Source organism: Amycolatopsis sp. CA-128772 (assembly GCF_002904295.1).
GTDB lineage: Bacteria > Actinomycetota > Actinomycetes > Mycobacteriales > Pseudonocardiaceae > Amycolatopsis.
In genome coordinates, this window is sequence record NZ_PPHG01000082.1 from 95,948 (window position 1) to 114,520 (window position 18,573).

Annotated in this window: 16 protein-coding genes; 8 read left to right on the top strand and 8 right to left on the bottom strand. The window is 69.2% G+C overall.

Annotated features, from left to right (window positions below):
* Positions 1-16: 16 nt before the first annotated feature.
* The 7 genes from gyrA to dnaA all read right to left on the bottom strand — a co-directional run bounded on the left by gyrA (position 17) and on the right by dnaA (position 11,181).
* A complete protein-coding gene (gene gyrA / locus C2L59_RS34975; protein ID WP_103353811.1) occupies positions 17-2,563 on the bottom strand; it encodes a DNA gyrase subunit A in 2,547 nt (848 codons plus the stop codon).
* Between the two features lie 51 nt (positions 2,564-2,614).
* On the bottom strand, positions 2,615-4,582 hold the full coding sequence (gene gyrB / locus C2L59_RS34980) for a DNA topoisomerase (ATP-hydrolyzing) subunit B (protein WP_103353812.1): 1,968 nt from the start codon (positions 4,580-4,582) through the stop codon (positions 2,615-2,617).
* A gap of 197 nt (positions 4,583-4,779) precedes the next feature.
* Entirely contained in the window at positions 4,780-5,283 is a 504-nt protein-coding gene (locus tag C2L59_RS34985; RefSeq protein ID WP_103353813.1) for a DciA family protein, read from the bottom strand.
* A 208-nt stretch (positions 5,284-5,491) separates the two neighbouring features.
* Complete coding sequence (gene recF, locus C2L59_RS34990) at positions 5,492-6,646, bottom strand: DNA replication/repair protein RecF (protein ID WP_103353814.1); 1,155 nt, start codon at positions 6,644-6,646, stop codon at positions 5,492-5,494.
* 10 nt (positions 6,647-6,656) lie between these two features.
* Positions 6,657-7,568 carry a phosphogluconate dehydrogenase (NAD(+)-dependent, decarboxylating) gene (gene gnd / locus C2L59_RS34995; RefSeq protein WP_255410329.1) on the bottom strand — a complete coding sequence of 304 codons (912 nt, stop codon included), beginning with the start codon at positions 7,566-7,568 and terminating at the stop codon, positions 6,657-6,659.
* A gap of 13 nt (positions 7,569-7,581) precedes the next feature.
* Positions 7,582-8,715, bottom strand: coding sequence for a DNA polymerase III subunit beta (gene dnaN / locus C2L59_RS35000; RefSeq protein ID WP_103353816.1), 1,134 nt, complete (start codon positions 8,713-8,715; stop codon positions 7,582-7,584).
* A gap of 846 nt (positions 8,716-9,561) precedes the next feature.
* A complete protein-coding gene (gene dnaA, locus C2L59_RS35005) occupies positions 9,562-11,181 on the bottom strand; it encodes a chromosomal replication initiator protein DnaA (RefSeq protein ID WP_103353817.1) in 1,620 nt (539 codons plus the stop codon).
* Between the two features lie 603 nt (positions 11,182-11,784).
* On the opposite strand from dnaA, the gene rpmH reads away from it, so the two are divergent.
* The 8 genes from rpmH to C2L59_RS35045 all read left to right on the top strand — a co-directional run bounded on the left by rpmH (position 11,785) and on the right by C2L59_RS35045 (position 17,487).
* The gene (gene rpmH / locus C2L59_RS35010) at positions 11,785-11,928 is read left to right on the top strand and encodes a 50S ribosomal protein L34 (RefSeq protein WP_003082934.1); all 144 of its coding nucleotides are present in this window, start codon (positions 11,785-11,787) and stop codon (positions 11,926-11,928) included.
* 20 nt (positions 11,929-11,948) lie between these two features.
* On the top strand, positions 11,949-12,404 hold the full coding sequence (gene rnpA, locus C2L59_RS35015) for a ribonuclease P protein component (RefSeq protein ID WP_103353818.1): 456 nt from the start codon (positions 11,949-11,951) through the stop codon (positions 12,402-12,404).
* Positions 12,405-12,409: 5 nt separating this feature from the next.
* Complete coding sequence (yidD, locus tag C2L59_RS35020; RefSeq protein WP_370444809.1) at positions 12,410-12,751, top strand: membrane protein insertion efficiency factor YidD; 342 nt, start codon at positions 12,410-12,412, stop codon at positions 12,749-12,751.
* A 5-nt stretch (positions 12,752-12,756) separates the two neighbouring features.
* Positions 12,757-13,923: a membrane protein insertase YidC gene (gene yidC, locus C2L59_RS35025; RefSeq protein ID WP_103353820.1), complete on the top strand. Its 1,167-nt coding sequence runs from the start codon at positions 12,757-12,759 to the stop codon at positions 13,921-13,923.
* A gap of 30 nt (positions 13,924-13,953) precedes the next feature.
* A complete protein-coding gene (locus C2L59_RS35030) occupies positions 13,954-14,517 on the top strand; it encodes a R3H domain-containing nucleic acid-binding protein (protein WP_199199401.1) in 564 nt (187 codons plus the stop codon).
* Between the two features lie 305 nt (positions 14,518-14,822).
* Positions 14,823-15,485, top strand: a complete 663-nt coding sequence (rsmG, locus tag C2L59_RS35035; protein WP_103353822.1) for a 16S rRNA (guanine(527)-N(7))-methyltransferase RsmG — start codon at positions 14,823-14,825, stop codon at positions 15,483-15,485.
* Between the two features lie 77 nt (positions 15,486-15,562).
* Positions 15,563-16,489 carry a ParA family protein gene (locus C2L59_RS35040; protein WP_103353823.1) on the top strand — a complete coding sequence of 309 codons (927 nt, stop codon included), beginning with the start codon at positions 15,563-15,565 and terminating at the stop codon, positions 16,487-16,489.
* Complete coding sequence (locus C2L59_RS35045) at positions 16,486-17,487, top strand: ParB/RepB/Spo0J family partition protein (protein ID WP_103353824.1); 1,002 nt, start codon at positions 16,486-16,488, stop codon at positions 17,485-17,487. The genes C2L59_RS35040 and C2L59_RS35045 overlap by 4 nt, the downstream gene beginning before the upstream one ends.
* 123 nt (positions 17,488-17,610) lie before the next feature.
* Here C2L59_RS35045 and C2L59_RS35050 read toward each other — a convergent pair whose 3' ends face one another.
* Positions 17,611-18,555 (bottom strand): D-alanine--D-alanine ligase, encoded by a 945-nt coding sequence (locus C2L59_RS35050; protein ID WP_103353825.1) that lies wholly within the window; start codon positions 18,553-18,555, stop codon positions 17,611-17,613.
* Positions 18,556-18,573: the final 18 nt, after the last annotated feature.

The following is an 18,573-nucleotide window of genomic DNA, read 5'->3' on the forward strand; positions in this document are numbered from 1 at the left end:
CTGTCCGTAGCCGAACTTACTGCGCCGTCGTTTCTTCACCCGTCTCAGGTGCTTCGGGAGCCGGAGCGTCCTCGGGGGTGTCACCATTGGCGACGTCCGAGGGCTCGTCCGCGTTGCGTGCGACCGCGAGAAGAGTTGTTCCTTCGCCGAGATTCATCAGCCGGACCCCCTTCGTCTGCCGTCCTGCCTTGCGGACGTCGCCCGCCGGCGTGCGGATCACGCCGCCGCTCGAGGTGATGGCGTAGAGCTCGTCCTCGGCGTCGACGATGAGCGCACCCACCAGCCTGCCACGTTTGCGGTCGTGCTGGATGGTGAGCACACCCTTGCCGCCGCGGCCCTGGACCGGGTAGTCCTCGATCGGCGTGCGCTTGGAGTACCCGCCGTCGGTCGCGACCAGGAGGAATTTGCCCTCCTTGACCACGCTGACGCCGAGCAGCTCGTCGCCGTCGTTGAAGCGCATGCCCATCACGCCGGACGTCGGGCGGCCCATCGGCCGCAGGGCCTCGTCCGTCGCGTGGAAGCGGATGGACTGGCCCTCGGCCGACACCAGCAGCAGGTCGTCCTCGGCCGCCGCGAGCACCGCGCCGACCAGCTCGTCGCCTTCGCGCAGGTTGATCGCGATGAGGCCGCCGGAGCGGTTGGAGTCGAAGTCGGTGAGCTTGGTCTTCTTCACCAGGCCGCGCTTGGTCGCGAGCACCAGGTACGGCGCGACCTCGTAGTTCTTGATCTGGATGACCTGGGCGATCTGCTCGTCCGGCTGGAACGCCATCAGGTTCGCCACGTGCTGGCCGCGCGCGTTGCGGTTGGCTTCGGGCAGGTCGTACGTCTTGGTCCGGTAGACGCGGCCCTTGTTCGTGAAGAACAGGATCCAGTCGTGCGTCGAGCAGACGAAGAAGTGCTGGACGATGTCGTCCTGCTTCAGCGTCGCGCCTTGGACGCCCTTGCCGCCGCGCTTCTGCGAGCGGTACAGGTCCGTTTTCGTCCGCTTGGCGTACCCCGTGCGGGTGATGGTGACGACGACGTCCTCGACCGCGATGAGCTCTTCGTCGGTCACGTCGCCGCTGAAGCCGATGATCTTCGTGCGCCGGTCGTCGCCGTACTTTTCGACGATCGCCATCAGCTCGTCGCGGATCAGCGCGCGCTGCCGCTCCGGCTTGTCGAGGATGTCCTTGAGGTCGGCGATCTCGAGCTCGATCTCGGCCAGCTGGTCGATGATCCGCTGACGCTCCAGAGCCGCCAGGCGGCGCAGCTGCATGTCGAGGATCGCGGTGGCCTGGATCTCGTCGACGTCCAGCAGCTCCATCAGGGCCGGCCGCGCCTCGTCCGCCGAGGGCGACCGCCGGATGAGGGCGATGACCTCGTCGAGCATGTCCAGCGCCTTGACGTAACCGCGCAGGATGTGGGCCCGCTCTTCGGCCTTCCGCAGCCGGAACTTGGTCCGCCGGACGATGACCTCGACCTGATGCTTCACGTAGTGGCGGATGATCTGGTCGAGGCGCAGCGTGCGCGGCACGCCGTCGACCAGGGCCAGCATGTTGACGCCGAAGTTCTGCTGCAGCTGGGTGTGCTTGAACAGGTTGTTCAGCACGACCTTCGCGACCGCGTCCCGCTTGATCGTGACGACGATCCGCATGCCGGACCGGCTGTTGGACTCGTCGGCGATGTCGGAGATGCCGGTGAGCTTGCCGTCGCGGACCAGGTTCGCGATGTTCTCGACCAGGTTGTCCGGGTTGACCTGGTACGGCAGCTCGGACACGACCAGGATCGTGCGGCCCTTCGCGTCCTCCTCGACCTCGACGACCGCGCGCATCCGGACCGAGCCGCGGCCGGTGCGGTAGGCGTCCTCGATGCCGGACGTGCCGAGGATCATCGCCTTGGTCGGGAAGTCCGGGCCCTTGATCCGGACGAGCAGCGCGGCCAGCAGCTCGTCGTCGGTCGCCTCGGGGTTCTCCAGCGCCCAGACGACGCCCTCGGAGACCTCGCGCAGGTTGTGCGGCGGGATGTTCGTCGCCATCCCGACCGCGATCCCGGAACCGCCGTTGACCAGCAGGTTCGGGAACCGCGCCGGCAGGACGTCGGGCTCCTGCGTGCGGCCGTCGTAGTTGTCCGAGAAGTCGACGGTGTCTTCTTCGATGTCGGCCAGCATCTGCATGGCCAGCGGCGCGAGCCGGGACTCGGTGTACCGCATGGCGGCCGCGGGGTCGTTGCCCGGCGAGCCGAAGTTGCCCTGGCCGTCGATCAGCGGGTACCGCATCGACCACGGCTGGGCGAGCCGCACCAGCGCGTCGTAGATCGCCGAGTCACCGTGCGGGTGGTAGTTGCCCATGACGTCGCCGACGACCCGCGAGCACTTGTTGTACCCGCGGTCCGGCCGGAAGCCGGAGTCGAACATCGAGTACAGGACCCGCCGGTGCACCGGCTTGAGCCCGTCCCGGACGTCCGGCAGCGCGCGCGACACGATGACGCTCATCGCGTAGTCGATGTAGGAGCGCTGCATCTCCTGCTGGATGTCGACCGGTTCGATCCGGTCGTGGTCCGGAGCCGGCGGCAAGGTTTCCGTCATGAGGTCCTTCTCGGGTGCAGGGGCCTAGCGGGGACGAAGAACGGGGGACGCTTAGACGTCCAGGAAGCGCACGTCCTTGGCGTTGCGCGTGATGAACGAGCGCCGTGCCTCGACGTCCTCGCCCATCAGGACCGAGAACAGCTCGTCGGCCTGGGCGGCGTCGTCGAGGGTGACCTGGCCCAGCAGCCGGTTGGCCGGGTCCATCGTGGTCTCCCACAGCTCTTCGGCGTTCATCTCGCCGAGACCCTTGTAGCGCTGGATCGCGTCGTCCTTCGGGAGCCGCTTGCCGGCCTCGACGCCCGCCTGGATGACGGCGTCGCGCTCGCGGTCGGAGTAGGCGTACTCCGGCTCGGACCGCGGCCACTTGATCTTGTACAGCGGCGGCCGCGACAGGAAGACGTGACCGTGCTCGATCAGCGGCGTCATGAACCGGAACAGCAGGGTGAGCAGCAGCGTGGTGATGTGCTGGCCGTCGACGTCGGCGTCCGCCATCAGCACGATCTTGTGGTAGCGCAGCTTCGCGATGTCGAACTCGTCGTGGATGCCGGTGCCGAGCGCGGTGATCAGCGACTGGACCTCGGTGTTCTTGAGGACGCGGTCGATACGGGCCTTCTCGACGTTGATGATCTTGCCGCGGATCGGCAGGATCGCCTGGTACATCGAGTCCCGGCCCTCCTTGGCCGAGCCGCCGGCCGAGTCACCCTCGACGATGTAGAGCTCGCACTCCGACGGGTTGGTCGAGCGGCAGTCCTTGAGCTTGCCGGGCAGGCCGCCGATCTCCAGCGCGCCCTTGCGGCGGACGAGGTCACGCGCCTTGCGCGCGGCCATCCGGGCCTGGGCCGAGGAGATCGACTTGTTGATGATCGTCTTCGCCTCGGTCGGGTTGCGCTCGAACCAGTCCGCCAGCCACTCGTTCGACGTCTGCTGCACGAACGTCTTGGCCTCGCTGTTGCCCAGCTTGGTCTTGGTCTGGCCCTCGAACTGCGGCTCGGACAGCTTGATCGACACGATCGCGGCGAGGCCCTCGCGCACGTCGTCGCCGGTCAGGTTGGCGTCCTTCTCCTTGAGCAGCTTCTTGTCGCGCGCGTAGGAGTTGACGACCCGGGTCAGCGCGGCGCGGAAGCCCTCTTCGTGGGTGCCGCCCTCGTGGGTGTTGATCGTGTTGGCGAAGGTGTAGACCGACGGCGTGAAGCCGGTGTTCCACTGCATCGCGACCTCGACCTCGAGGCCGGTGCCCTTGGCGTCGAAGGAGATGACGCTGGGGTGGATCGGGTCCTTGCTGCCGTTGATGTGCTTGACGAAGTCCTCGAGCCCGCCCGGGTAGCAGTAGGTCTTTTCCTTGATCCGGGCGACCTTGCCCTCGGCGTCCGCTTCGGTCTCTTCGTCGGCGACGCGCTCGTCGCGCAGGGACAGCGTCAGGCCCTTGTTGAGGAACGCCATCTCCTGGAGCCGGCGCGAGATGGTCTCGAAGTTGTACGTCGTGGTCTCGAAGATGTCGCCGTCGGCCCAGAAGGTGATCGTGGTGCCGGTCTCGCTCGCCGGGCCGAGGTCCTCGAGCGGGCCGGGGATCTGGTCGGTGTACTCCTGGCGCCAGCTGCGGCCGCCGTACTTGACCTCGGCGAGCAGCTTCTTCGACAGCGCGTTCACCACGGAGACGCCGACGCCGTGCAGGCCGCCGGACACCGCGTAGGAGTCGCTGTCGAACTTGCCGCCCGCGTGCAGCACGGTGAGCACGACCTCGAGGGTCGGCTTCTGCTCCTTGGGGTGCATGTCGACCGGGATGCCGCGGCCGTCGTCGACGACGCGCACCCCGCCGTCGGCGAGGAGAGTAACCTCGACCTTGGTCGCGTGGCCGGCCATCGCCTCGTCGACGGAGTTGTCGACGACTTCCTGGACGAGGTGGTGCAGCCCGCGTTCACCGGTGGAACCGATGTACATGCCGGGGCGCTTGCGGACCGCTTCGAGGCCTTCGAGCACCGTGATCGACGACGCGTTGTACTCGCTCTTGTTCTCGGTCACCGGCGTTGTTTCTCCTCGTCTCGCCCGAGCGGACGCTCGCTCCCTCCCAGTGTACTTGGCCACGTTCGCTGGCATGCGGCAAGGACACCCCTGAATGCGTCACAGACGAACGAAATCGGTTCGAGCCGAGTCTTGACGTAGCTCGGGAGGTCTGAATGCGTTCTCGGGGCATTCAACCGAGCAACGCGCAACCCGGGTCAGCCGTACGTGTCACGCGGGCCGCGACCCGGCACGTGCCGGGGCCCTTTCCGCCAGCTCGGAGCGGTCGGACCCTGGATCCGCATGCGTTTGACCACGCCGTTGCCGACGCCCGCCGCGATCTTGGCCAGCAGCTTTCCCTGCAGCAACCGCAGCTGGGTGGCCCACGCCGTGGAGCTGGCGCGGACGGTCAGCTCGCCGTCCTTGAGCGCGACCGGCTGCGCGTGCTCGGCGACGTCTTCGCCGACCAGCCGCGCCCACTGCGCGAAGACGCGGGCGCTGGTGACGCTCTCGTTCCAGCCGCGGTCCCGCATCAGCCGGGAGACGAGCTGCCCGAGCGGCTGCGGGTCGCGCGCGTCCGCACCCGGCCCCGACCAGCGGCGACGCCGCGGGTTCTGCCCGCCGCCGGTCGCCGGACGGCGCCGGCCGGGCGAGGTGCCCCGCTCCTTGGCCTTCGCCTTCGCGGCCTCCAGCGCGGCGTGCGCGAGGTCGCGGCCCGTCATGGGGACCTCGTTCGGCCCAACGTTGCTCTCACGCTCCGTATCCGTGGGTGACGGCGAGCGGTTTTCGGGCGCTTTGCGTCCCCCACCTGGCCGCAGAGTCACGGGCAGCGATAACTCGTTCACCGTGTTATCCACACTGTCCACAGGTTTGTCCCCAGATCGGGTGCGGTTTGTGCCACCCGTCACACGGGGTGCTCGGTCGCCCGGTTCAGCCACGCGTGATCTCACCATCCGCCACCACGAACCGGTGGCCGGCCAGCTCCCCGGGCACGTCTTCGTCCACCGCGGCGGTCACCAGCACCTGTTCGGCGCTCGCGGCCACCTCGGCCAGCCGGGCCCGGCGCTTGCGATCCAGCTCGGCGAACACGTCGTCGAGCAGCAGCACCGGCTCGCCCGCCTCCGCCCGCAGCAGCTCGTAGCTGCCGAGCCGGAGGGCGAGCGCGAACGACCACGACTCGCCGTGGCTCGCGTAGCCCTTGGCCGGCGCCTGGCCCAGGATCAGCTCCAGCTCGTCCCGGTGCGGGCCGACCAGGCTGATCCCGCGCTCGAGTTCGGCCTTCCGGGCCTCGCCGAGCGCCTTGAGTAAGACGTCTTTCAGGACCGCCGGTTGCGCCCGTTCGCCATCCGGTACGCCGTACGTCTCCGGCAGGGCCGCACCCAGCGACGACCGGTAGGTGATCTTCGCCGGCCGCGAGTCGGGGGCAACGCCCATGTACGCCGAAGCCGCGTACGGCGCCAGGTCGGCGACGAGGTTCAGGCGCGCGGCCAGCAGCTCCGCGCCCGCCACCGCCAGGTGGTCGTCCCAGACCTCCAGCGTCGACAACGCGTACGGGTCTTCGCGGCCCGTACGCCGTTTCCCCGCCGTTTTGAGCAGGGCGTTCCGCTGCTTCAGCACCTTCTCGTAGTCCGCCCGGACCCCCGCGTACCGCGGCGCGCGCAGCACCAGCAGCTCGTCGAGGAACCGGCGCCGCTCACCCGGGTCGCCGCGCACGAGCGCGAGGTCCTCCGGGGAGAACAGGACCGTGCGCAGGATCCCGAGCACGTCACGCGGCCGGCCGACCGCGCCGCGGTTGACCCGGGCGCGGTTCGCCCGGCCCGCGGTGATCTCCAGCTCGACCGTCAGCTCGCGGTCGTCGTTGACCACCGCGACGCGCACCAGCGCACGCTCGCAGCCGTGCCGGATCAGCGGCGCGTCCGTCGCCACGCGGTGCGAGCCCAGCGTGGCGACGTACCCGATCGCTTCCAGCAGGTTGGTCTTGCCGCGGCCGTTCTGGCCGACCAGCACGGTCGGCCCCGGTTCGAGGGCGAGATCGGCCTGTGGCCAGGAGCGGAAGTCGGTGACCTGCAGGTGTCGCAGATACACCAGCTGCTCCTTACCCGCCGACCTTCTTCACGGCGTGCCCGCCGAACTGGTTGCGCAGCGCGGCGACCGCACGCATCGCGGCCGAGTGCTCCTGCCGCGACGCGAACCGCGCGAACAGCGCGGCCGAGATGACCGGCGCCGGCACCGCGTTGTTGATCGCCTCTTCGAGCGTCCACCGGCCTTCGCCCGAATCCTCGACGTAGCCCTCGAGGTCGTCGAGCTCCGGGTCCTCGTCGAGCGCGCGCACGAGCAGGTCGAGCAGCCAGGACCGGACGACCGTGCCGCGCTGCCAGCCCTTGATCACCGCGGGCACGTCCTTGACGACCTTCGCGGCCTCGAGCAGCTCGAAGCCTTCGGCGAAGGCCTGCATCATGCCGTACTCGATGCCGTTGTGGATCATCTTCGCGTAGTGCCCGGCGCCGACGTCGCCCGCGTGCGAGAAGCCCTCCTCGCGCGGGCCGTCCGGACGCAGCGCGTCGAAGATCGGCATCGCCTTCTCGACGTCGGCGGCCGCGCCGCCGACCATCAGGCCGTAGCCGTTCTCCTTGCCCCACACGCCACCGGACACACCGCAGTCGACGTAGCCGATGCTCTTCGCCGCGAGCAGGTCGGCGTTCAGCTTGTCGTCGGTGTACTTCGAGTTGCCGCCGTCGATCACCATGTCGCCGCCGGCGAGCAGGTTGCTCAGCTCGGTGACGGTCTGCCGGGTCGGCTCGCCGGCCGGGACCATGATCCAGACGATCCGCGGGGCGTCCAGTTTGGACACGAGGTCTTCGAGCGACGTCGTGTCGCTGACGTCCGGGTTGCGGTCGTAGCCGACCACCTCGTGACCGGCCGCGCGCAGCCGCTCACGCATGTTGAAGCCCATCTTGCCCAGGCCGATCAGACCGAGCTGAACCATCGAGATCCCCTTACGTGCCAAGGAAGTTTGCGGGTCAGCCCGGGAGGCGGACCGGCATCAGGAGGTAGAGGTAGCCGGGGACGACGTTGCCCTCGGCGTCGGCGGGCTTGATGAGCGCGGGGCGGTTCGGCGTGGTGAACGTCAGCTCCGCCCGGTCGCTGTGGAGGGCGCCCAGGCCGTCGACGAGGTAACCCGGGTTGAACGCGATGGTCACCGGCTCACCTTCGTACTCGACCTGCAGCTCCTCTTCGGCGCTGCCCTCGTCGTCGCCGCCCGCGGACAACCGCAGCGAGTTGTCCCCGAACTCCAGTCGTACCTGAGTCCCCCGCTCGGCCACCAGCGAAACGCGCTTGATGGACTCGGTGAGAGCCGACACGTCGATGACCGCGCGTGAGCTGTGCGACGCGGGCAGCAGCTGCCGGTACGGCGGGAACTCCGCGTCGAGCAGGCGGGTCGTCGTGTAGCGCCCGGACCCGGACAGGCCGAGCAGGCCCTCACCGCTGGCGAGGGCGAGGCGGATCGTGGCGCCGCTCGCGCCGAGCGTCTTGGCCGCTTCGGCGAGGGTGCGCGCCGGCACGAGCACCGCGGCGTCGGCCAGGCCCTCGGCCGGCTGCCAGGTGAACTCGCGCATGGCGAGCCGGAACCGGTCGGTCGCGACGAGGGTCAGCGAGCTGCCCGAGATCTCCAGCCGCATGCCGGTGAGCATCGGGAGCGTGTCGTCCTTGCCCGCGGCGACGACGACCTGGGTGACGGCCTGGCCGAACGCGTCGCCGGCAAGCTCGCCGGCGAAGGCGGGCTGGGACGGCAGCTGCGGGTAGTCCTCGACCGGCATGGTCGGCAGGGAGAAGCGCGCGCTGCCGCAGGTGATGGTGGCGCGGGCGCCGTCGACGGAAATCTCGACCGGCTGCGCGGGCAGCGCCTTGGTGATGTCGGCGAGCAGGCGCCCGGACACGAGCAGGCGGCCGCCGTCGGCGATCGTCGCCGGGACCCCCACCGTGGCGGAGACCTCGTAGTCGAAGCCGGAGACCGTCAGCGCGTCGGTTTCGCCGTCCGAGCCGGCGTCGAGCAGGACACCGCCCAGGACCGGCACCGGAGGCCGGGAGGGGAGGCTTCTGGCCACCCACGCGACGGCGTCGGCGAGCCCGTCACGCTCGACGCGGATCTTCATGCGCGCTTCCTTTCGACGGTCGAGCCCCCTGCGGGCTCGGGCCAGGCCTCGTTCTCGCGGGACGGGACCGGCGGCCCCCTCCGGCCGGATCCGCCCTCCGCGTGCGCGGCCGGAGCACGGACCAGGTGCAGGCGTCCACGTTAGGCCGTGGCGGGGGCTGCCGTCACCTCGGCCTCCCCTTGAGTTTGTCGACTTGACGACACGATCTCGCGGCTGTCCCCAACTTCTTCCGCCGCCTGTTTTTATCTTTTTCTCTCTTAGAAGAGATCTAAAGGCAGTAACAGTAGTAAGCGGTGTGGATTGTGTGGATTGAGCTCGTTCGCGCAGGTAGGACGGCCTGCGGGCGTGTGGGTAACCGTGGTGGTGGACCTGTGGGTAGTTCGGGCGGTCCGTGGATGGTTTCGGGCGGCCCTGAATTCGTCCACAGCCGAGGCCAGTTGTCCCCACAGTTGTCCCCAAGTGTGGGGCGATTTGTACCCAGGGTCTGGGGGTACCGGACGGGGTCCGAACCCCTCTTCCGAGTGATCGGCCCCTCCTGTGCACAGCATGTGGGCAACCTGTGGAATCAGCGTGGACAAGGGTGTGGATGCGCTGTGGATCGCCTGTGGGCGGCCTGGGGACGGTTCCGGTGTCGTCGCTGGTCGGGGATCCGTTGACGCTGTGGGCAAACTGCCCACACCATGGGGAAACTTCCTTGTGTACAAACAATTTTTGCGAGTTTTGCGAAGCACGCGTACGCGCCTTCGCTGCTTCGCCGGCGTACGCGTGCTTCAGACGCTCCAAAGACGACGAAGGGGCGTCCACAGTGTGCGGACGCCCCGAAGTCGTTGGGAGGTAAGGGATGTGCTACTGGCGGGCGCGCTGCTTGATGCGCGACGTCAGCTCCTGCACCTGGTCGTAGATGCGCCGGCGCTCGGCCATCTCCTTGCGGATCTTCTTGTCCGCGTGCATGACGGTCGTGTGGTCGCGGCCGCCGAACGTCTGCCCGATCTTCGGCAGCGACATGTCGGTCAGCTCGCGGCAGAGGTACATCGCGATCTGGCGGGCGGTGGCGAGCGCCTTCGTCTTGCCGGGGCCGCACAGGTCGTCGAGCGTGACGTCGAAGAACTCGGACGTCACGCCCATGATGGTCGGGGCGGTGATCTCCGGGGCGTGCGAGTCGGGGATCAGGTCCCGCAGCACGATCTCGGCGAGCGCGCTGTCGACCGGCTGCTGGTTCAGCGACGCGAACGCGGTGACGCGGATGAGCGCGCCTTCGAGCTCGCGGATGTTGGCCTCGACGCGCGAGGCGATGAATTCGAGGACCTCGCCCGGCACGGCCAGCCTGTCCTGCGCCGCCTTCTTGCGGAGGATCGCGATGCGCGTCTCGAGCTCGGGCGGCTGGATGTCGGTGATCAGGCCCCACTCGAACCGCGTGCGCAGCCGGTCCTCCAGCGTTTCGAGGCGCTTCGGCGGGCGGTCGGAGCTGACGACGATCTGCTTGTTCGCGTTGTGGAGGGTGTTGAAGGTGTGGAAGAACTCCTCCTGCGTACCTTCTTTGCCTTCCAGGAACTGGATGTCGTCGACGAGCAGGATGTCGATGTCGCGGTAGCGCCGCTGGAAGGCGACCTTGCGGTCGTCGCGCAGCGAGTTGATGAAGTCGTTCGTGAACTCTTCGGTCGAGACGTACCGGACGCGCATGCCCGGGAAGAGCCGTTGCGCGTAGTGGCCGACCGCGTGCAGCAGGTGCGTCTTGCCGAGCCCGGACTCACCCCAGATGAAGAGCGGGTTGTACGCGCGGGCCGGCGCTTCGGCGACGGCGACCGCGGCCGCGTGCGCGAAGCGGTTGGACGCGCCGATGACGAACGTGTCGAAGGTGTACTTCTCGTTCAGTTTCGTCTTCGACGTCTGCGGCTGCGCCGGCGCGGTGTACGGCTGGCCGGCGATCGGCTGGCCGGAGAACGTCGGCCAGATCTCGTGGACCGCGGCGAGCGCCTCGCCCTCTTCGTCGACTTCCTCGTCGGTGTCGCCGTCGTCGTCCGCCTTCGCCGCGACGGACTGGTGCGGCGGCATCGGCGGCATCGGCCGCGCGGGTTCGGGACGCGGCGGCGGCATCATCGCCGCGCCGTTGCCCGGCATCGGCGGCGCAGCCTCCGGGCTCGCGCCGTTTTCCACTCGGCCGGGTGACGGCGCGTAGCGGGGCGCGGGAGATGGGACGACCGCCTCGGCGGTGTCCACCTTCACGGCGAGCGAGATGGCCCGGCCGAGCCGCCGGGAGAGCGCGTCGGTGATGGCGCCGCGCAGCCCGCGTTCGATCGCTTCCTTCGCGAAGTCGCTGGGCGCCGCCAGGAGGGCCGTGCCGTCGAGCAGGCCGATCGGACGGGTCACCCGCATCCAGGCGCGCTGCTGGGGGGACAGGGTCCCGTCGGACAGTTCGCGTACCACCTGTTCCCAGATGACACCCAGATTGTGCTGGTGTTCCGACACCTGTCTGGCTCCCCTCCCCTCGTCCGCGTGGACGGCCGAGCCGGCCCCCGGAGCACCCGGTCACTCCACCCGGCGATCACAGGGAACCTGTCCGCGCACTGGCACAGCGAATATCCACATAGTTGTCCACAGCTGTGCACTAATGTACGGCGACCCACGGTGACGTCACCTGCGGGCTCGTCGTACGCCGGTGGGCACTCCACCACGCGGATACTCGTGCACCTCGACCGGTGACCCGAGAGAGGCACGCTAACAAGCCCCGCTCGCGGCCACAAGGCATCCTGGACGGCCAGCATTTCACGGTGCACGGCCGGTGGCCATTCGGTGTCACGGCGTCGAACTCCGCGGGGCCGCCAACCGGTCGCGTACCGTGGCGAGGGGGTGCCTACCGGCCGCCCGACGGGGGTGCGTACCCTCGTAAGGTCTCCCGTATGCGACGGGTGCGTTTCGCGTGCCCACGTTGTCGTCGCTCGTCGTGACGAGGCCACACGTTGGTAGGAGACACCAGAGACTGCCGTGCGCCCGCACGACACGCCAGGCGGAGAAGGAATTCTCCGCGGGGCGGGTCCGGGGCGGACGACATAGCGACACACAGGAGAAGCAGTGAGCAAGGGTAAGCGCACCTTCCAGCCGAACAACCGCCGCCGCGCGAAGACGCACGGCTTCCGCCTGCGCATGCGGACGCGTGCCGGCCGGGCCATCCTGGCGGGTCGCCGTCGCAAGGGCCGCGCCGCGCTGTCCGCCTGATCGCACGATCGGGGCGCGCCGTGCTGCCGGCTGCCGCACGCCTGCGGCGGAGTGAGGATTTCCGCGTGGTCCTCCGTCGCGGGTCCCGGGCAGGCAGGCGCCGCCTCGTCGTCCACGCGCTGACCACGGACCCGTCCGCGGCCGCCGACGCTGTGCAGTCCGATGAGACTGTGCCGTCGGCGGCCAGGGCGGGTTTTGTGGTGAGCAAGGCCGTCGGTAATTCGGTGGTCCGCCACCGCGTCAGCCGCCGGTTGCGTCACCTCGTTTCGGCCCGGCTCGGAACACTGCCCGCCGGCACGTCGTTGGTCGTACGGGCATTGCCGCCGTCGTCGACCGCGTCCAGCGCCGAGCTCGGGTCCGATCTCGACGCCGCGTTGCGTCGGCTGGGGCTTCTGTCGTCGCGCCGTCCGGCCGGGGATGTCCCCCGCCCGACGCGTCCCGCGGACGCGGCCCCCGACCACGGATCAGCGGTGTGACCGGCATGCGAGCCACCCCCGAGCACGACCCGAAACACGACCACGTCGACGGCGGCGCTGCGGAACCCGAGCCTCCGCGGCCCGGCCCCGTCGCCTGGGTCCTCCTGCTTCCCGTCAAGCTCTACCGCAAGGCGATTTCGCCGTTTCTCCCGCCGGCTTGCCGGTTCTACCCGAGCTGCAGCGCGTACGCAGTCGAAGCCCTCACCCGGCACGGTGCCGGCCGCGGCTCCTACCTCGCGCTGCGCCGGCTGCTGCGTTGCGGCCCCTGGACACCCCCCGGCCGCGATCCCGTGCCCGAGACGTTCTCGTGGCGACACCGCAGACCTGAAACACCGATCGAGGAGTAGCAGCAGTGCTCGATTTCATCTACTACCCCGTGTCCTTCATCCTCTGGTGTTGGCACAAGGTCTTCGGGTTCGTCTTCGGGGAGTCGACGGCGATCGCCTGGATCCTCGGCATCATCTTCCTGACGTTCACGGTCCGCGGCATCATGTTCAAGCCGTTCGTGAACCAGGTCCGGTCGATGAAGAAGATGCAGGACTTCGCGCCGGAGATGAAGAAGCTCCAGAAGAAGTACGCGAACGACCGGCAGCGCCAGGCCGCGGAGATGCAGAAGCTCCAGCGCGAGCACGGCGTCAACCCGCTGGGCAGCTGCCTGCCGATGCTGCTCCAGATCCCGGTCTTCATCGGCCTGAACCACGTCCTGCGCGCGTTCACCATGCCGCCGCCCGGTGGCGGGGTGAAGACCGAGAACTACTTCTTCAGCCAGCACGACGTCGAGTCCTACGTCAACGCGAAGCTGTTCGGTGTCAACCTCGGTGAGGCCGTCTACAACGGTGTCGGTGTCGTCAGCGGCGGAGCGACGAACGTCGGCTTCCACTGGAGCGTGCTCCCGGTGGCGCTGCCCCTGATGATCGTCGCGTCGATCGCCACGCACCTGACCGCGCGGCACTCGGTGGCCCGCCAGAACGCCGCGTCGGCCACCCCGCAGACCGCGATCATGAACAAGCTGACGATGTACATCTTCCCGCTCGGTGTGCTCGTCTTCGGTGCGCTGTTCCCGCTCGGCCTCCTCTTCTACTGGCTGGCGAACAACGGCTGGACCCTGATGCAGCAGCGGCTCGTCTACACGAAGATCGACAAGGAAGAGCAGGCCCGCAAGGCGGAAGCCGCGGAGAAGCGCGCGTCGCTCGGCCCGAAGCCGGGTCAGAAGCCGACCGCGCCGAAGGTCGGTCAGAAGCCGGTTCAGCAGAAGAAGAACCAGCCCGCCCAGGGCGGTGCCCAGAAGAAGGTCACGAAGGCGGGCTCGGCCCACGGCTTCGCGCAGACCACGCCGGCGGAGGCGGCCGCCGCCGCTGCCGCTGCCGCTGCCAAGGCGGACGGCGCGACCGCGGCGGACGCGACCCCGGCGTCGGCTTCGGCCGACACCGCCGGCCAGAACGGCTCGAAGGACAACGGCACCGGCGTGCCGGGCCTTCTCAAAGACTCGACCAGGAAGTCGGGCCGGAAGCGCCGCTGAGGCGCGACCGGTTCGGAGAGGAGACGAATGATGTCGGAGACGATCGACACGATCGACGCCGATAAGGACGACGTGACCCGGGAGCCGGCCGCATCTGCGGACGCGGCGGGCGAAGAGAAGGCGGGCGGTGACGACATCCTGGTTCAGGAGGGTGACATCGCCGGCGACTACCTCGAGCGCCTGCTGGACCTGCTCGACTACGACGGTGACATCGACCTGGACGTGGAAGCCGGCCGCGCGATCGTCAGCATTGACGGCGGCGAGGACCTCGAGAAGCTCGTCGGCCCGCGCGGCACGGTGCTCGAGGCGCTGCAGGAGCTGACCCGCCTTGCGGTCCAGCAGGAGACGGGCTCCCGCAGCCGCCTGATGCTGGACATCGCGGGCTGGCGCGCGGACCGCCGCGAGGAGCTGAAGGAACTCGGCCGGTCGACGGCGGAGTCGGTCCTCAAGAGCGGCGAGCGGGTGCGGCTGCAGCCGATGAGCCCGTTCGAGCGCAAGGTGGTCCACGACGCGGTGGCGACGGTCTCGGGCGTGACGAGCGAGAGCGAAGGCGAGGACCCGAAGCGCCGCGTGGTGATCTTCGCGGAGGCGTGAGACCCGGTTGCTTGGAGAGCGGCCCCATCCGACTGGTTCGGGTGGGGCCGCTTCTTTGTGTGTGGGTGTGGTCTGCGCCAGGAGCGCGTCGGTCTCCCGGGCGCTGCGCGTCGGCGAGGGTGGCCACCCCAAGCCGTGGCGGAGTGAATTACACGGGTGATGTTTCACGTGGAACGGTCCACAGGCGCTGCCGGCTGAGTGGAGTTGTCCACATCTTCGGACTGTCGGCTCGTCTTCTCCGGTTCATCGGGGACAATCGGACGAGCACGGTTTCACGTGAAACCGGCGGACGAGGAGTAGGCGGAGTGAGCTTGGAGCGGGCGGCGGAGCGGGTGTTCGGAGAGCACCTCGACCGAGCCGCCGGGTACGTCGAACTCCTGGAGCGGCATGGGGTCGAGCGGGGGCTGATCGGTCCGCGGGAAGTCGAGCGGTTGTGGGACCGGCACGTGCTCAACTCGGCCGTCATCGGCGAGCAGATGCCGGAGGGCGCCCGCGTGGTCGATGTGGGGTCGGGGGCTGGGCTTCCGGGTGTACCGCTGGCGATCGCGCGACCGGACCTCGATATCGTCTTGCTCGAACCGATGGCCCGCCGGGTGGACTGGCTGGCCGAGGTGGCCGAGAAGCTGGAACTCCCGATCACCGTCGTCCGTGGACGCGCGGAGGGGCGGCCCGTGCGTGAGCAGCTCGGTGGCGCCGACATCGTCACCGCTCGCGCGGTCGCCCCGCTTGCTCGTCTTGCGGACTGGTGCCTGCCGCTGGTCCGTCCCGATGGCTTTCTGGTCGCCCTCAAGGGCGCCAGCGCGGCGGACGAGATCGACCGGGACGGCGCCGCCATCCGCAAGGCCGGCGGGGCCGACCCCCTCATTGTCGAGTGTGGTGCGGCGGTTCTCGAGGTCCCCAGCACGGTCGTGAAGATCCGTCGCCTACCGACGGCCACCAAGCCGAAGGCGCGGAGCAGGAAGCGTTAACGGGCCGCCATGTTCCACGTGAAACGTAGCGACTCGACCACCGACCAGACGTCTAGATGGAGGAGGTGTCGAGACCGGTGAATCCCCCGCCGTCCGACTCCACGGAGACCAGCCACGACGTGGGCTGGACGCCGATCGCCGAAGAAGCTGCCCGCGCCGCGCGTCTGCTGCATCCCAAGGAGGGTGAGCTCCCCCGGCCTGGACGCCGTCGCGTGATGACGGTCGCCAACCAGAAGGGCGGCGTCGGCAAGACGACCAGCACGGTCAACCTTGCCGCCGCCCTCGCGCTCCACGGGCTCAAGACACTCGTCGTCGACCTCGACCCGCAGGGCAACGCGAGTACCGCGCTCGACGTCGACCACCGGTCCGGGACGCCCTCCATCTACGAAGTGCTCATCGGCGAGGTGACGCTCGCCGAGGCCGCCCAGCCGACCGAGCAGTCCCCCAACCTCTTCTGCGTCCCCGCGACGATCGACCTCGCCGGCGCCGAGATCGAGCTCGTCTCGATGGCGTCCCGCGAGTCCCGGCTCAAGGAGGCCATCTCCTCGGAGATCCTCGACGAGATCGGCGTCGACTACGTCCTCATCGACTGCCCGCCGTCGCTCGGTTTGCTGACGGTCAACGCGATGGTCGCCGCGCAGGAGGTGCTCATCCCGATCCAGTGCGAGTACTACGCGCTCGAAGGTCTGGGTCAGCTGCTGAGCAACATCGAGCTTGTGCAGCAGCACCTCAACCGCGAACTCCGCGTCTCGACGATCCTCCTCACCATGTACGACGGCCGCACCAAGCTGGCCGACCAGGTGACGAACGAGGTGCGGAACCACTTCGGCGACACCGTCCTCAAGACGGTCATCCCCCGCAGTGTGAAGGTGTCCGAGGCGCCCGGGTACGGCCAGACCGTGCTCGCCTACGACCCCGGCTCGCGCGGGGCGCTGAGCTACGTCGACGCGGCCAAGGAGATCGCCGAGCGCGGCGCACAGATGGAGAAGGGTAGTTCGACATGACCGAGCGTCGAGGAGGGCTGGGGCGCGGCCTCGCCGCCCTGATCCCGACCGGACCCACCGGCGGTGGTCCCCTGCCCGCACCCGGCGATGCGGCCGCGGCGGACAAGAAGACGGCCGAGGAGAAAGGCTGGTTCGCGGCGAACGGGCAGGCGCAGCAGCACGGCGGCGAGGTCGCCGGCGCGGTCTACCGGGAGATCCCGGTCAGCTCGATCAAGCCGAACCCGAAGCAGCCGCGCCAGGTCTTCGACGAAGACGCGCTCGCCGAACTCGAGCACTCGATCCGCGCGTTCGGGCTCATGCAGCCCATCGTCGTCCGCGAGCTCGGCAACGACGAGTACGAGCTCGTCATGGGCGAGCGGCGGCTGCGTGCTTCCCAGCAGGCGGAGCTCGACGCGATCCCGGCGATCGTCCGGCAGACCGCCGACGAGTCGATGCTGCGCGACGCGCTCCTGGAAAACATCCACCGCGTTCAGCTGAACCCGCTCGAAGAGGCGGCGGCCTACCAGCAGCTGCTCGACGAGTTCGCCGTCACGCACGAGGAGCTGGCGAGCCGGATCGGCCGCAGCCGGCCCGTCATCACCAACACGATCCGGCTCCTCAAGCTCCCCCTGCCGGTGCAGCGCCGGGTCGCTGCGGGCGTCCTGTCCGCCGGGCACGCGCGGGCGTTGCTGTCGCTGGAGGACGCCGAAAGCCAGGAGGAGCTCGCCGCGCGGATCGTCGCGGAGGGCATGTCGGTCCGGGCGACCGAGGAAGCCGTCACGCTCAAGAAGAGCGAGAAGCCGGCCAAGCCGAAGCCCGCGCCACGCAAGCCGATCCAGGCGCCGGGGTTGCAGGAACTCGCGAACCGCCTTTCGGACCGCTTCGACACCCGCGTCAAGGTCGACCTCGGCCGGCGGAAGGGGCGGATCACGCTCGAATTCGGGTCGGTCGACGACCTTGAGCGGATCGTCGCGATCATCGATGCGAACGGGATGAATCAGACACCGAAAACCGATTAGGGATCACCCCAGGGTGTTTCGTCACGGTGATGATTGCTCCTCGGAGCGGTGACCGGCACAACGAGTGATCACACGAAAAAGGCCGCCACGGAGAATCCGAGGCGGCCTTTCGCGTAGAAAAAGTCAGCGAGCGATCGCCCGCGCGATCAGTTCGGCGAACACCGCGCCGAGCGACTTGCCCGCCGCCTCGATCGCCATCGGCACCGTCGACGTCTCGGTCAGGCCGGGCGACGGGTTCACTTCGAGGAAGTGGACCGTGCCGTCCGCCGTCACGACCGCGTCGGTGCGGGAGATGTCGCGGAGGCCGAGCACGCGGTGCGCGGCGACGGCCAGTTCGGCGACCGCCTTGGCCGCGGTGTCGTCGAGCCGGGCCGGGGTGAAGAAGTCGGTCAGGCCGGCCGTGTAGCGGGCCGTGTAGTCGTACACGCCGCTCTCCGGCACGATTTCGACGGCCGGCAGGGCCTCGGGCCCGTCCTCGCCCTCGACGACCGTCACGGCCACCTCGACGCCGTCCACGAACCGCTCGGCGAGCACGGTGTCGCCGTACGCGAAGCAGCCGACCATCGCGGCCGGCAGTTCCGCCGCCTCGCGGACGACCTGCGTGCCGAGCGCCGAGCCGCCCTGGTCCGGCTTGAGGATGAGCGGCAGGCCGAGGCGCTCCACCATCGCGTCGAGCACCGCCTGGGCGCCGAGCTCGCGGAACGTGCTGTGCGGCAGCACCACCCAGCCGGGCGTCGCGAAGCCGGCGTTCTCCAGCAGCGCCTTCGCGGTCGGCTTGTCCCACGCGCGGCGGCAGCCCTGGGAGCCGGTGCCGACGAACGGCACGCCCAGCATCTCCAGCACCGTCTGCACCGAGCCGTTCTCGCCCTCGCCGCCGTGCAGCGCGACGACCACCGCGTCCGGGCGGTGCGTGCGCAGCCGCTCCAGGAGCCCCGCGTCGGTGTCCCACTCCTCGATGCCGAAGCCCTCGGACTTCAGCGCCGCGGAGAGCCGCCGCCCGGACCTCAGGGAGACGTCGCGTTCGTGCGAGAGGCCGCCGGCGAGCACGGCAACGGTACGGTCGACCACCGTGGAAACTCCTTAAGA

Coding starts and splice junctions, on each gene's coding strand:
- C2L59_RS35045 (WP_103353824.1), top strand. CDS start 16,486: ATGACCGAGCGTCGAGGAGGGCTGGGGCGCGGCCTCGCCGCCCTGATC.
- dnaN (WP_103353816.1), bottom strand. CDS start 8,715: ATGAAGATCCGCGTCGAGCGTGACGGGCTCGCCGACGCCGTCGCGTGG.
- yidD (WP_370444809.1), top strand. CDS start 12,410: ATGCGAGCCACCCCCGAGCACGACCCGAAACACGACCACGTCGACGGC.
- C2L59_RS34985 (WP_103353813.1), bottom strand. CDS start 5,283: ATGACGGGCCGCGACCTCGCGCACGCCGCGCTGGAGGCCGCGAAGGCG.
- gyrA (WP_103353811.1), bottom strand. CDS start 2,563: ATGACGGAAACCTTGCCGCCGGCTCCGGACCACGACCGGATCGAACCG.
- C2L59_RS35030 (WP_199199401.1), top strand. CDS start 13,954: ATGTCGGAGACGATCGACACGATCGACGCCGATAAGGACGACGTGACC.